The following is a 13023-nucleotide window of genomic DNA, read 5'->3' on the forward strand; positions in this document are numbered from 1 at the left end:
CGTGGCTACACCTATCGCAAAACACCTGACCAGGTACACTGTGAGACGTATTGACAGGATTCACCGCACCACGACCTGGCGTCCCTGCGAGATTTCGGAGTACCCACTCGCAGCTGGGAGCGCAAGCCGGAAGCCGTCGTGAGCGCGGAGACAATGTGCGTGCACGCCTCGAGCGGCATTCCCGCGATCAGCTTTCCACCGCGGTCGAGTGTCGAAGAAAACCGGGTTTGCGCGCTGGTATGAGAGAGGCGATCACGCTGTCCGCAAGCCCGATTGAAAACGAAACCACCCCCATCGAGGCCGATCCGGTCGCTCTGGAACACGCCGAATCCGGCGTTCCGGACGTCGACGCCCACCCGCTTCAGGCGGGGGCCCCGGTCGAGGCCGAATCCCCCCTGTTCTCCGAATTCGGAGTGCGCCCGGAAATCGTCCGGTCGCTCGCCGAGGCCGGTATCGAACGCACCTTCGCCATCCAGGCGCTGACACTGCCGCTGGCCATGGCCGGCGACGACCTCATCGGCCAGGCCCGCACCGGCATGGGCAAAACCCTCGGCTTCGGTGTCCCGCTGCTGCACCGCCTCGAGATCCCGGGCGACGGCACCCCGCAGGTGCTCGTCGTGGTCCCGACGCGTGAACTGTGCGTCCAGGTCGCGAACGACCTCAAGGGCGCGAGCAAGCACCTCAAGGTGAGCACGCTCGCCATCTACGGCGGCCGGCCGTACGAGTCGCAGATCGAAGCGCTCCGCAAGGGCGTCGACGTCGTCATCGGTACCCCGGGACGGCTGCTCGACCTGGCCGAGCGCGGCGCGCTGGTGCTCGGCAAGGTCCGCGGCCTGGTCCTCGACGAGGCCGACGAGATGCTCGACCTGGGCTTCCTGCCCGATATCGAGCGCATCCTGCGGATGGTCCCGGAGAAGCGGCAGACGATGCTGTTCTCCGCCACCATGCCGGGCCCGATCATCACGCTGGCCCGCACGTTCCTCACCCAGCCCACGCATATCCGGGCCGAGGAGAACGACGCGAGCGCCATCCACGAGCGCACCACGCAGTTCGTCTACCGCGCGCACTCGATGGACAAGCCCGAGCTCGTCGCCCGCGCCCTGCGGGCCGAAGGCCGTGGCCTGACCATGATCTTCACCCGCACGAAGCGGACGGCCCAGAAGGTCGCCGACGAACTCGCGGAGCGCGGTTTCGCCGCCGCCGCGGTGCACGGTGACCTCGGCCAGGGTGCCCGCGAGCAGGCGCTTCGCGCGTTCCGCTCCGGCAAGGTCGACGTGCTGGTCGCCACCGACGTCGCCGCCCGCGGCATCGACGTGGACGACGTCACGCACGTGATCAACTACCAGACGCCGGATGACGAGAAGACCTACGTCCACCGGATCGGCCGCACCGGCCGCGCCGGCAAGACCGGCGTCGCGATCACGCTGGTCGACTGGGACGAAATGCCCCGGTGGAAGCTGATCTCGGACACCCTCGGTCTCGGCCAGCCCGAGCCCGTCGAGACGTACTCGTCGTCGAAGCACCTGTTCACCGACCTGAACATCCCGGCCGACGCGACCGGCAGGCTTCCGCTGTCGAAGCGGACCCGGGCCGGTCTCGCCGCCGAGCACGAAGAAGACCTCGGCATGAAGCGCCGTGGGCGCGGCCCGAAGGACAAGGCCGCCGAGCCCGCCGAGCCGGCGCGGACGCGGTCCCGTCAGCCCCGCCAGCGCACTCGCGGTGGCGCGGACGCGGCCGCGGCGATCGAGGCCGAGGAATCTCCTTCGACGAACGGCTCCACGCCCGCCGAGCAGCCCGCCGAGGGTGGGCGGAGCCGCAGCAGGCGCCGCACCCGCGGCACGGCGAACGCCGGACCCGCGAACGCCGAAGGCACCAGCCCCGCGGAGAAGGAGGCCGGCGAAACCACCGAGCGTCCGGCCCGCCGCCGGCGTCGCCGCTCGGCATCTTCGTCGGGCACAGCTTCGTCGGGCGCGGCTTCGGCCAAGGCAAACAGTGTCGATACACCCGCTTCGGCAGACTGACCGGCAACAGTCGACCGATACGCAGGAGTAGCGCACGTGAGCGAGCCCGATGACGGTGGACGCCATCGCCTGGAAGCGGGCTCGGAGACGAGCTTCGGTGTCGAGGACGTGCTCGCCAACCCCCCGCAAGGGCCGGTGACGAAGCACGCCGCGACATCGAAGCCCCGGTCGTCACCTTGGAACCGCAAGCGGGACAAGGTGCTCGCCGGGGTCATCACGGTGGCGTTCCTGCTCGCGGGTTCACTCGTCTGGGCGACCAGCGACACGAGGGCGACCACGAGCGACGTAGCCGTCGCCGGTCCTGATGTGCCCCCGGCACCCGATGTGGTGCCGGGGTCCCTCGCCGAAATCTGGCAGGCCCGCAGCGCGGCCGCGCCGGTCCCGATCGCGGAGGCCAACACCGTGGTGACGGCGGACGGCGGCGAAGTCGCCGGGCGCGACCCGATCACCGGCCAGATCCGCTGGAAGTACAGCCGTGACCTGCAGCTCTGCACGGTCGCGGCGGCGTGGTCGAAGGTGAACACGGTCTACCGCCACGACGGGGTCGACGGTCTCAGCGGCTGCAGCGAAGTGACCCAGCTCGACCCGGCCACCGGCCGCCGCACCGCGCAGCGCAACGGCGACGCGGAACTCGGCACCCGGCTGGTCAGCGACGGTTCGCACGTGACGACCACCGGCAAGAAGCTGCTCAACTCGTGGCGTGACGACCTCGTGAAAAGCATGGAATACGGCGAAGTCCGGACGCTGGTGAAGCCGAACGCCCAGCCGCGGACGGGCTGCACCTTCGGGTCTGTCGCGGCGGCCTCCGGCAACGTCGGCGTGATCGAACGCTGCCCCGGCGACGACGGCGACAGGCTGACCGTCTACAAGTCCTCGGGCGGCGAGGCCGACGAGCCGAAACCGCTGTTCAGTGCCGTGCTGGCCGGGCGCTCGGCGAAGCTCGTGGCGATGGCAGGCGAGTCCACCGCGATAGCGCTTCCCGAGCAGAAACTGCTGGTCGTCTACGGCATCGACGGCACCGAGCGGGCCGCGTACCCGCTCGACCTCCCGGCCTCCGATCTCGCCGAGGATCCGCCGGGCGGCGTCGAAACGACGTCCGTCACCGGGTCCGCGGTGTACTGGTTCACCGGCACGAAAACGCTTGCGCTCTCGATCGAGGACCTGACCCCGAAGTGGACGCTGGACAGCGCCGCCGGGCCGGGCATCACCTTCGCGAACCAGCTGGTGATCCCGATCAAGGGCGGCCTGGCCGTGCTGAACGAGGAAGACGGTTCGACCATCCGGACGATCGGCGTCGACAGACGCGGCTACGCCGGTCCGGTACAACTCGGCACCATCGGCCCGGTACTGCTGGAACAACGCGGCGACACACTGGCCGCACTCAGGTAGAACAGACGTATGAGCCTCCCTTCGCAGTTGTCAGCGCACGGGGCGGCGCGTGTCGAGCTGCGCGGCCCGTACGGCCCGATCGCCGCGCTGCGGACCACTCGGGCGGCGGGCGCAGTCGCCTTGCTGGTTCCCGGTTACACCGGATCGAAGGAAGATTTCGCCCCACTGCTGGACGGTTTGGCCGCGGGCGGTTTCGAAACCGTCGCCATCGACCTGCCCGGCCAGTACGAATCGCCGGGTCCCGACGACGAGTTCGCCTACCTTCCCGCGATATTGGGCAAAATCGTCGCCGACGTCGTCACTCAGCTCGCCGACGAACGCCCGGTCGTACTGCTCGGCCATTCCTACGGCGGCCTGGTCGCGCGAGGCGCGGTGCTCGCCGGTGCGCCCGTCGCCGGGCTGACGCTGATGGACAGCGGTCCCCGGCACCTGCCGGACGGGCTGCGGCTCAACGCGTTGCAGATCGGGGAACCGCTGCTGCGGGAGAACGGCATCGTCGCCGCCTACGACATTCGAGAGTCGCTCAGCGCCCGTTTTCCCGGCTGGGTGGCGCTTCCCGCCGAACTGAAGGCCTTCTTCCGCGCCCGGTTCGTCGCGTCCAGCGCCGCCGGGCTGCTCGGGATGGCGCAAGGCCTGCGAACCGAGCCGGACCTCGTCGACGAACTACGTGAGCTCAGCCTGCCGTACGCCGTCGTCGCCGGTGAGCACGACGACGCGTGGAGCGTGCCGGACCAGCGGGCCATGGCCCGGCGCCTGAACGCGCCGTTCGCCCTGATCCCCGGCGCCGCGCACTCGCCGAACACCGAAAACCCGGCCGCCCTGCTCGAGACCCTCCTCGCCACCTGGCGCCCGTGGCTGTAAGCCCTGCTGAGATATCGCCATCTGTCGACAGATGGCGGGATGGGCTAGAGCAGCCAGAGGGTCCAGACGGTGGCGACGGTGAGCGCCAGGACGGCGGCACCACCGGCCACGGCGACGACACCCGTCTTCCGGTCCGCCACCCACTGCGCCGACAAAGCCAAAATCGCACCGATCGGGTGACCGATCAGCATCAGCGGTCCGGGTCCGGGAGCGCCGGTGCTCAGCGCGTACACGCCGGAACCCAGGACGACGACGGCGAGCACGACCAAGCCCGCGGCGAACGAGCCCGTCAGGCCTCGCCAACGGCGACCGCGGACGCGTTTCCGGTCCTCGCCTGCCGGGTTCTCACCCGGGGTCGGCAAGGGAACGGTCCCGAGTTCTTCGGTGTCCGATGACAAAGCCCTTCGCGTCCAATCCTTTTCAGGGGGCCAAAAGATCCCATGGCTGCATGGGCGGCGCGGCCTGCTGGCCTTCGGCGCAGCTGGGCCGGAAATCGCACCAGGAGCAGTGCTTTCCGGTGTTCACGGGGAACAGCTCGTCCGCGTCACCGCCTGCCGCAAGGGTATCCGCTGCCAGCCGGAGATCCTCGGCGGTCTCCTCCGCGCGCCTCAATTGGCGGCGCAAACTCTCGTCGGTGTGCTCGGCGGCGGCGATGGTCCCGCTGGGCAAATGGTGCAATTCGACTGTGTGGCAAGGCTTCCGCAGCGTGCGCGACGCCGCGAGCGCGTACAGCGCCAAAGCCTGCGAGCTGCGCGACTCGTATTCGTCGGGGGTGCGGCGGCCGGTTTTGTAGTCGACGATGACCAGTGCGCCTTCCCGCTCGTCGATGCGGTCGGCCCGGCCTTCGATGATGACCGACGGTTTGGCGGCCGGGTCGGCGCTGATCGGCGCGGAAACCCAGCGCTCGATACCGATCGGCTCCATGCTGACGTCGTGCCGTTCGACGTACTCGCTGACCCAGCGCTTCGCCCGGCCGCGATAAGTGCCGGCCTGCACCGAATCCGCGAATCCCGCGTCCTTCCAGTGCTCGACGACGAGCACCGCCGCCCGCTGCGGTGACCTTTTCGCCGCGGGCAGGTCGAACAGTGCCCGCAAAGCGTTGTGTACCACCGCGCCCAGCGTGCTGTGCGCCCACGGACCGGTCCGCCGCGGGGAAGGCCGGTCCAGGTACGTCATGCGGTAGCGACGCGCACAGCCCTCGAAGGTGGCCAACCGCGCGGGCGACACCTTGACGAGCTTGCGGGGCTGTTCGACGCCGAAGTCGAACCCGATCTGCGACATGCCGTACACGCTACGCAGCACCACCGACAGTAATTCAGCCGCCGGCGACGAAACCCCGGACGGAGTTGGCGACGAGTTCGACGGCGATGGCGGCGAGCAGGAGGCCCGCGATCTTCGCCAGCAACGTGATACCGCTTTCCTTGATCAGGCGGATGACGACGCCGGAGTAGCGCATGCAGGTGTAAAGCACGAAGTGCACGGTGACGATCGCCAATGCCAGCGCGACGTACGCGCCTGCGTGACCGTCGGCCTGCCGCACGAACACGATGGTCGCGGCGATGGCACCCGGTCCGGCCAGCAGCGGAGTCCCGAGCGGGACCAGTGCGACGTTGACGCCGTCGGTCGCCTCGGCTTCGGTACCGGCGGATCCGGTCAGCAGTTGCAGCGCGATCAGGAGCAGCAGCAACCCGCCCGCGCCCTGCAGCGCGGGGATCCCGATGCCGAGGTACGCGAGGATCGCCTGCCCGGCGACCGCGAACAGGCTGATCACCAGCAGCGAGACGAGCACCGCCTGCCGCGCCGCCCGCGCGCGCACCGCCACCGGCTTGCGGCCCACGAGGCTCAGGAACACCGGAACCGTGCCGGGCGGGTCCATGATGACGACGAGGGTGATCGTCGCGCTCATGAACAGCTTGGCGTCGAAGAAGTCCTGGATCGCCACTGTCAGCCCACCACGAGCGGGCTGCCGGTGGCGCGCGCGACGAGGGCTTCGAACTGCGCGGGATCAGTGGTCTCCGCGCCGATCGCGATGGTCTTGTTCGTGCCGTGGTAATCGCTCGAACCGGTGCGCACCAAGCCGAGCTCGTCGGCGAGGCCGCGGACTTCGGCGCGCGTCGCCTCGTCGTGGTTCGGGTGGTCGACCTCGACCCCGGTCAGCCCGTGCGCGGCGAGTTCCACCAGCACCTCGGGGGTGATCGTCGCGCCACGGGAACGGGCGAACGGGTGCGCCATCACCGTCACGCCACCGGCGTCGGTGATCATGTCTATCGCGGTTTCGACCGGGGTGTCCTGCCGCGGCAGGTAGTACCCGCGCCCGTTGCCGAGGTACTCCGCGAACGCCTGGTTGACGTCGACGACCTTGCCCGCCCGGACCAGCGCCTGCGCGAGATGCGGGCGCCCGGCCGGTGCGTCGGCGGGCAGCGAGGCCATGACCTCGTCTGGATCGATGGGCAGGCCGTCGGCGGCCATCCGTTCGGCCATGCCGCGCAACCGCGTACGCCGCTCGGCCCGCAACCGGCTCTGCTCGGCCACGAGTGCCACCGACGTCGAGTCGAAGAGGTACGCGAGCAGGTGGACGCTGACGTGCCGCCCGGTACGCGGATCGACCGACACCGTGGACAACTCGGCGCCCGGCACCAGTGTTTGCCCTGGCCGCAGCGCCTTGGCGGCCTGCTCCCAGCCGGCAGTGGTGTCGTGATCAGTGATCGCGACGACGTCTAGGCCGGCCCGTGCGGCGGCGTCCACCAGCTCGGCGGGAGAGTCCGTCCCGTCGGAGGCGTTGGAGTGGGCGTGCAGATCGATGCGCATTAGGTGCATTCTGGACGATGCGCCAGATCACAGCGACCCCGGTACCAGCACGAACGCCGAACCGCTAGCGCAGGGCCTTCTTGCCCCGCGCGGCGCGCTGCGCCTTGATCATCGAGAAGCGTTCCGCCTGCTTCTCCTTGTCACCGAAAACGAGCTCCGAAATCGTGTCGAAGAACTCTTCGGGCTGCGGGAGATAGTCGATCTTGTTCAACGCCTGGATCTGCCCGGCGGACTCGACCACGATCGTGCCGTAGCCCATCATCCGGCCGGTCGCGGTGCGTTCGAAGGTGAGGTCGGTGACCTTCGTGATCGGCATCATCAGCACTTTGTTGGTGAACACACCGGTGGTCATGACGAACCGCTTGTTCGTCACGACCAGCCGCTCGACCCACCACTCCATCACCGTGTAAGCGAAGCGGAGGACGACCAGAAGCGCCGCGTACCAGAGGATGTTCTGCACCACCCACATCGACGGCGGTAGCAGGTACGACACCAGCACGCAGATCGCGAGCAGGGCGGCGGCTTCAAAGGTGTCCCAGAGCAGCACGGCCCAGTGACGGCGGATACGGATGACCCGTCGTTCGGTGTCGAGCAGATACTCGTCGGGATCGCGCGGCGCGAACATACCTCAGGTTAACCGGTCGCTAGCCTGTAAAGACGTTGCTGACGAAAGTAATGACCGATTCGGCCGCACTTCGCAGGAACGTGACCGCGTTGGTCACCAAGCCCGCTGCTTGACCGGGCTGGGCGATCACGAAGAAGAGAACCAACGCGATACCAGCGAATGTCGCAAGCTTTTTCGCGTTCACAGCGATCAATCCCCGTCTCTGCGTTCCTGAAACTGGCGGTCAACCTGACAATTCACTTTGTACCGCACTGCGGTCAAGTGTGGGAGGAATGTCCCGCGCTTGGGTCAGTGGGCGGTCATGAGTGTATCGCACGGCTACTCTCTGTGTACAGGACGATGATGGTCAACTCGCTTCCGGTTAGCATTCGGCCCATGTCTTCTCCAGTGCCGGGCACTGTGCGTTGCGTCGGCGGGATCGTGCACGACGCCGCCGGCCGCCTATTGCTCATCAAGCGCGGTAATGAACCCGGTCGTGGACTCTGGTCGGTACCCGGTGGCCGGGTAGAACCGGGCGAAACCGACAAAGAGGCCGTGGTGAGGGAGATATTCGAGGAAACGGGCCTCGACGTGATTCCGGGCACACTGGCCGGTTCGGTCACCATCGGCCCGTTCGCGATCAACGACTACGTCTGCACCCTCGCCGGCGGCACCCTGAAAGCCGGCGACGACGCCACCGAGGTCCGCTGGGCCGACGCCGCGGACTTCTCGCAACTGGACCAGATCAGCGGTCTTGTCGACAACCTGATGACTACGCTGAGCAACTGGAAAGTGCTCCCGCGAAGCTGAAACCGGACAGCGGCCGCCCAGTGCCCCTCAGCCTTGGACCCGACTTTCCCGACCGGCCCAGTCGCGCTCCCGGAGCGTGAACTTCTGTATTTTCCCGGTCGAGGTCTTCGGCAGTTCGGTCAAGAATTCGACCGAGTCCGGCACCTTGTAGTGGGCGATCAGGCCGCGTACATGAGTGAGCAGTGCTTCCTTGTCCACGGACTCCCCCGGCCGCAGCACGACGTACGCCTTGGGCCGTTCACCCCATTTGTCGTCGGGCACGCCGACGACGGCGACCTCGAGCACCGCCGGGTGGGAGTCGAGGGCGGCCTCGACCTCGATCGTCGAGATGTTCTCGCCACCCGACACTATGATGTCCTTCGCGCGATCGCGTAACTCGACGTAACCGTCCACATGCTGGACGCCGAGATCGCCGGAGTGGAACCAGCCGCCGCGGAAGGCGGCCTGAGTCGCTTCTGGGTCAGCGAAATAGCCCGACATGACGTTGTTGCCGCGCATCACGACCTCGCCCATGGTCGTTCCATCTCTTGGGACATCGTTCATCTGCTCGTCGACAACACGTACGCCGTCGGACACGATCATCCCGACGCCTTGCCTGGCCAGCAGCTTGCTGCGCGCCTCGATGTCGAGCCTGAACCAGCCCTCCTGGTACTCGCAGACGGTGTAGGGCCCGTAGGTCTCGGTGAGCCCGTAGACGTGCACGAGCCTGGCGCCGAGCGCGGACATGCGCTTGATGACCGTCGGGCTGGGCGGCGCGCCCGCGGTGGTCACGACGACCTCGCGGTCGAGCGGCCGGGCGCCTTCGTGGTTGGAGATGGCCACCAGCACGGTCGGCGCGCCGTTGAGATGGGTGATCCGCTCGGCCTCCAGCAGCCGCCAGATCTCGGCCGCGTCGACCGCGCGCAGGCATACGTGCGTGCCGCCGATCGCCGTCACCGCCCAGGTCGTGCACCAGCCGTTGCAGTGGAACATCGGCAACGTCCAGAGGTAGCGCGACTCCGTGGTGTGACCCGAGTGGATGATCTCCGCCAGCGAGTTCAGATAGGCGCCGCGGTGGTGGTACATCACGCCCTTGGGCTTGCCCGTGGTGCCGGAGGTGTAGTTGATCGAGATCGTCGAACGCTCGTCGTCGACGCTCCAGGGCAGCGGTTCGTCACTGCCGCGTGCCAGCAGCTCCTCATACGCGATGCCCCTGGCCGAAGTCGCGCCCGAAGCGGGATCGGTGACCGTGACGATCTCGACGTCCACGTCCGGCGCGACCGACCCGTGCAGCGCGGAGTCGACGACCAGCAGTTTCGCGCCGGAGTGCGCCAGGATCTGGCGGATCTCCGCGGCCGCGAGCCGGGTGTTGACAGCGACCAGCACCGCGCCCGCGAGTGGCACGCCGAAATGTGCGACGAGCGTTTCCGGGATGTTCGGCAGCAGGTACGCCACCCGGTCCCCCGGCTCGACGCCGCTCGCCTTCAAGGCGCTGGCCAGGCGGGTCGCCTCGGCCGCGAAGTCGCGGTAAGTGATCCGCCGGTCCCCGTAGACGATCGCCGTCTTCTCCGGGAACACCTCCGCGGAGCGCTCGAGGAACGCGAGTGGGGTCAGCGGCGTGAACCAGGTGTCTTCGCGCATACCGCCATCGTCACCCCAACCCGGGGAAAGTGTCGACACCTTCCCCGGGAGTGGTTACGCGGCCAGCCAGGTCATACGCTGGCCGTGCGGGGCCGTGCGGGCAAGCGCGCGGGCCTGGGTCTCGCCGTTGTGCCAGCGGACCAGGCCGAGCACGGTGTTCCCGGCGAGGTCGTCACGGCCGGGCAGGACGTGCTCGAGCGCGACTTGGTAGCCCTCGTCGCTGACCCACCACAGCGGACGCTCCGACGCCAGCTTCTTGAGCTCGCTGAGGAAGTCCTGCCGGCGTTCACCGAGGTAGGTGAGCACATGGCTGGTCATGACCACGAGCGGCAGGTCCTCGGGCAGCGACGCGGCCGTGGCGGCGAGATCGTCGACGGCGTCGCCGGTGACCAGCCCCGGTGAGTACTTGACCTGCGCGGCGGCGGCCGTGCGAAGCAGCCGGATCCGGTCCGGCTGATCGGCCCACACGCAGGCTTCGAGCCAGGCCAGCTCTTCCTCGTCGTGGACGTCGACAGGGGCACGATCAAGCCCGGCGCGGCCGTTGATGACGAGCTTCTTGAGCAGCTTGGGCGCCACCGCGCCGGGCTCCAGGTCCAACGCGCAGTGCAGGCCGACGGCCGTTTTCGCCGGACCGGCCGTGAGCTGCTCGCCGCCGTCGCACTGGTAGCGGTAGTTGAACTTGTCGAGCCCGAGCAGCAGACCCGCACTGCAGCCGACCTCGAGCAGCGCGATCTTGCCGCCCGCTTCCTTCGCGGCGATCGAAACCGCCGGATAGAGCAGCGCGGCGCGCCGGACCTCGTTGGTCTGGGTGTACCGCGAGGCGATGATCGCGCGGGCCTTGTCGGCCCGGCTCAGCAGGAACTCGCGGAACAGCGGCCATGTCTCGCTGTCGACGCCGTCGAACCCGCCGAGCGACGGGTAGTAGCGCGACAGCGGATGGATCGGGTCGGCCTGGATGAGCCGGTGCGCGGTCGCCATCAGCAGCGTTCCCCGCGCCTCGCCGTTCTTGGCGTCGGTCAGCAGCCCGGCGATCTCGTCGTCCTCGGCGGCCTTCGCGGTGAGGTGTTCGTACAACGGCGAAGTCCCGGCCGCCTCCTGCTCGGAGAACACCCGCAGCCGACGCTTGATCTCGTCGAGTCCTAGCCCCACTTGCCCGCCTCTGTCTCGATGTTTCTCAGGCGTGCGGGATCGGGCGGCCAGGCTGTTCGCCACCGCGGGAATCCCCGTACGACTGCTTCGGCACCATCACCTTGCGCCGGAAAACACACACGATCGTGCCGTCCTGCTTGTAACCGCGGGTCTCCACGTAGACGACCCCGCGATCGTCCTTCGACTTCGACGGCGTCTTGTCCAGTACCTCTGTCTCGCCGTAGATCGTGTCGCCGTGGAACGTCGGCTTGACGTGCTTGAGCGACTCGACCTCGAGGTTCGCGATCGCCTTGCCGGAGACGTCCGGCACGGACATGCCGAGCAGCAGCGAGTAGACGTAGTTGCCGACCACGACGTTCTTGCCGAACTCGGTGGTCTCCCCGGCGAAATGCGAATCCAGGTGCAGCGGGTGGTGGTTCATCGTGATCAGGCAGAAGAGATGGTCGTCGTACTCGGTGACCGTTTTTCCCGGCCAGTGCTTGTAGACCGCGCCGACCTCGAACTCTTCGTAGTAACGCCCGAACTGCACCGATTCCTCCTGATTACGTCGAGCCGCGCCAGCCTGAAGGACGGCCGTACTTACTTGAGGAGTACCCTCAACCATTGGTACTCGCGCGTCAACGCGAGCATCGCCACTCTGTGAACACGGGTGGTACGTCGGCCGGAGGAGGTGAGGAACTCAAGATGAATAGTGGCGATAGTCCGCTTCCTAGTAGTCCCAGCGTTCCCACCAAGTCAGCCGGCCCTACCTCTCGCGGGTAGGCCTGAGCGGTCCGGGAACGCTGGTAGTGCCCGGAGCGGAGTCCCCTCCCTCCCGGCACGTCGTCCTTGCGCACGATTACGCACGACGATCAGTCCAGGAGATCCCATGCCTGTCATTCCTTCACTCGGCGGCCTCAGAGGCCGGGCCAACGGCCGCGCCAAAGGCACCGGCGGCGTCGAGCACCAGATCCCGATCCCGCTGTCGCATTACGTCGTCGACTGCGCGGTCTATGTGGATGGCACGCGCCTGCCCGGCCGCTGGACGCACACCGAGGCGATCAAAGAGGTCCGCAAGCGCCGCGAGGGATTCGTCTGGATCGGCCTGCACGAGCCGGACGCCACGCAGATCCAGGGCATCGCCGAGACCTTCGGGCTGCACGAACTCGCCGTCGAGGACGCGCTCGAAGCGCATCAGCGCCCCAAGCTGGAGCGCTACGACGACACGCTCTTCATGGTGCTCAAGACCGTCCGGTACGTCGAGCACGAGTCGCCGACCACGGCGAACGAGATCGTCGAGACCGGTGAACTGATGGTGTTCCTCGGCCGCGACTTCGCCATCACCGTCCGGCACGGGAACCACTCCGGGCTCGCCCGGCTGCGCCAGGACCTCGACGAAGAGCCGGAGCGGCTCGCGCTCGGCCCGTCCGCGGTGCTGCACGCCATCGCCGACCACGTCGTAGACCACTACCTCGACGTCACCATGCGCATCGAGTCGGACATCGACGAGATGGAGACGCAGGTCTTCGCACCGCGTTCCCAGGTGAGCGCCGAGCAGATCTACTTCATGAAGCGCGAGGTGCTGGAACTGCGGCGCGCGGTCATGCCGCTCAAGACGCCGTTGCAGCGGCTCGCCGAGGGCTATACGCGGCTCGTCCCCGACGAGGTCAGGTCGTACTTCCGGGACGTCGACGACCACCTCGCGACCGTCTCGGAGCGGGTCGTCAACTTCGACGAACTGCTCACCACCCTGGTCGACGCGACGCTGGCGAAGATCACGCT

At 67.9% G+C, this 13023-nt stretch carries 14 protein-coding genes; 5 read left to right on the forward strand and 9 right to left on the reverse strand.

The window, feature by feature from the left end; translation table 11 throughout:
- The first annotated feature begins 239 nt into the window (after nucleotides 1–239).
- Genes VGP60_RS38635 through VGP60_RS38645 form a run of 3 tightly spaced genes read left to right on the forward strand, consistent with a single transcriptional unit; the run spans nucleotide 240 to nucleotide 4271 of the window.
- On the forward strand, nucleotides 240–2021 hold the full coding sequence (locus VGP60_RS38635) for a DEAD/DEAH box helicase (protein WP_327553175.1): 1782 nt from the start codon (nucleotides 240–242) through the stop codon (nucleotides 2019–2021).
- A gap of 36 nt (nucleotides 2022–2057) precedes the next feature.
- Nucleotides 2058–3410, forward strand: a complete 1353-nt coding sequence (locus VGP60_RS38640; protein ID WP_327553176.1) for a hypothetical protein — start codon at nucleotides 2058–2060, stop codon at nucleotides 3408–3410.
- A 9-nt stretch (nucleotides 3411–3419) separates the two neighbouring features.
- Nucleotides 3420–4271 (forward strand): alpha/beta hydrolase, encoded by an 852-nt coding sequence (locus VGP60_RS38645; RefSeq protein WP_327553177.1) that lies wholly within the window; start codon nucleotides 3420–3422, stop codon nucleotides 4269–4271.
- Nucleotides 4272–4315: 44 nt separating this feature from the next.
- On the opposite strand, the gene VGP60_RS38650 is transcribed toward VGP60_RS38645, so the two are convergent.
- From VGP60_RS38650 to VGP60_RS38675, 6 genes are all read right to left on the reverse strand, one after another.
- The gene (locus VGP60_RS38650) at nucleotides 4316–4669 is read right to left on the reverse strand and encodes a hypothetical protein (protein ID WP_327553178.1); all 354 of its coding nucleotides are present in this window, start codon (nucleotides 4667–4669) and stop codon (nucleotides 4316–4318) included.
- A gap of 22 nt (nucleotides 4670–4691) precedes the next feature.
- Nucleotides 4692–5552 (reverse strand): PD-(D/E)XK nuclease family protein, encoded by an 861-nt coding sequence (locus VGP60_RS38655; protein ID WP_327553179.1) that lies wholly within the window; start codon nucleotides 5550–5552, stop codon nucleotides 4692–4694.
- A 34-nt stretch (nucleotides 5553–5586) separates the two neighbouring features.
- Nucleotides 5587–6213, reverse strand: coding sequence for a MarC family protein (locus VGP60_RS38660; protein ID WP_327553180.1), 627 nt, complete (start codon nucleotides 6211–6213; stop codon nucleotides 5587–5589).
- Between the two features lie 2 nt (nucleotides 6214–6215).
- A complete protein-coding gene (locus tag VGP60_RS38665; RefSeq protein WP_414640473.1) occupies nucleotides 6216–7079 on the reverse strand; it encodes a PHP domain-containing protein in 864 nt (287 codons plus the stop codon).
- A gap of 64 nt (nucleotides 7080–7143) precedes the next feature.
- Entirely contained in the window at nucleotides 7144–7704 is a 561-nt protein-coding gene (locus VGP60_RS38670) for a PH domain-containing protein (RefSeq protein WP_327553182.1), read from the reverse strand.
- A 19-nt stretch (nucleotides 7705–7723) separates the two neighbouring features.
- Complete coding sequence (locus VGP60_RS38675; protein WP_327553183.1) at nucleotides 7724–7888, reverse strand: hypothetical protein; 165 nt, start codon at nucleotides 7886–7888, stop codon at nucleotides 7724–7726.
- A 191-nt stretch (nucleotides 7889–8079) separates the two neighbouring features.
- Here VGP60_RS38675 and VGP60_RS38680 point away from each other — a divergent pair, with 191 nt between their 5' ends.
- Nucleotides 8080–8493, forward strand: a complete 414-nt coding sequence (locus tag VGP60_RS38680; protein ID WP_327553184.1) for an NUDIX hydrolase — start codon at nucleotides 8080–8082, stop codon at nucleotides 8491–8493.
- Between the two features lie 27 nt (nucleotides 8494–8520).
- On the opposite strand, the gene VGP60_RS38685 is transcribed toward VGP60_RS38680, so the two are convergent.
- From VGP60_RS38685 to VGP60_RS38695, 3 genes are read right to left on the reverse strand one after another with little or no spacing between them, the layout of a single operon-like run.
- Nucleotides 8521–10113, reverse strand: a complete 1593-nt coding sequence (locus tag VGP60_RS38685) for an acyl--CoA ligase family protein (protein WP_327553185.1) — start codon at nucleotides 10111–10113, stop codon at nucleotides 8521–8523.
- A 54-nt stretch (nucleotides 10114–10167) separates the two neighbouring features.
- Nucleotides 10168–11262, reverse strand: a complete 1095-nt coding sequence (locus tag VGP60_RS38690; protein ID WP_327553186.1) for a DUF2332 domain-containing protein — start codon at nucleotides 11260–11262, stop codon at nucleotides 10168–10170.
- A gap of 25 nt (nucleotides 11263–11287) precedes the next feature.
- Nucleotides 11288–11791: a MaoC family dehydratase gene (locus VGP60_RS38695; protein ID WP_327553187.1), complete on the reverse strand. Its 504-nt coding sequence runs from the start codon at nucleotides 11789–11791 to the stop codon at nucleotides 11288–11290.
- Nucleotides 11792–12130: 339 nt separating this feature from the next.
- On the opposite strand from VGP60_RS38695, the gene VGP60_RS38700 reads away from it, so the two are divergent.
- Nucleotides 12131–13023, forward strand: an 893-nt coding sequence (locus VGP60_RS38700; protein WP_327553188.1) for a magnesium and cobalt transport protein CorA, incomplete at its 3' end; no start/stop codon positions are given.

Source organism: Amycolatopsis sp. (assembly GCF_036008905.1).
In the GTDB taxonomy this organism is placed as follows: domain Bacteria; phylum Actinomycetota; class Actinomycetes; order Mycobacteriales; family Pseudonocardiaceae; genus Amycolatopsis.

Excerpts from the sequence above, each read along its gene's own strand:
- VGP60_RS38635 (WP_327553175.1), top strand. The coding sequence starts at position 240 with ATGAGAGAGGCGATCACGCTGTCCGCAAGCCCGATTGAAAACGAAACC.
- VGP60_RS38645 (WP_327553177.1), top strand. The coding sequence starts at position 3,420 with ATGAGCCTCCCTTCGCAGTTGTCAGCGCACGGGGCGGCGCGTGTCGAG.
- VGP60_RS38655 (WP_327553179.1), bottom strand. The coding sequence starts at position 5,552 with ATGTCGCAGATCGGGTTCGACTTCGGCGTCGAACAGCCCCGCAAGCTC.
- VGP60_RS38665 (WP_414640473.1), bottom strand. The coding sequence starts at position 7,079 with ATGCGCATCGATCTGCACGCCCACTCCAACGCCTCCGACGGGACGGAC.
- VGP60_RS38670 (WP_327553182.1), bottom strand. The coding sequence starts at position 7,704 with ATGTTCGCGCCGCGCGATCCCGACGAGTATCTGCTCGACACCGAACGA.
- VGP60_RS38680 (WP_327553184.1), top strand. The coding sequence starts at position 8,080 with ATGTCTTCTCCAGTGCCGGGCACTGTGCGTTGCGTCGGCGGGATCGTG.
- VGP60_RS38685 (WP_327553185.1), bottom strand. The coding sequence starts at position 10,113 with ATGCGCGAAGACACCTGGTTCACGCCGCTGACCCCACTCGCGTTCCTC.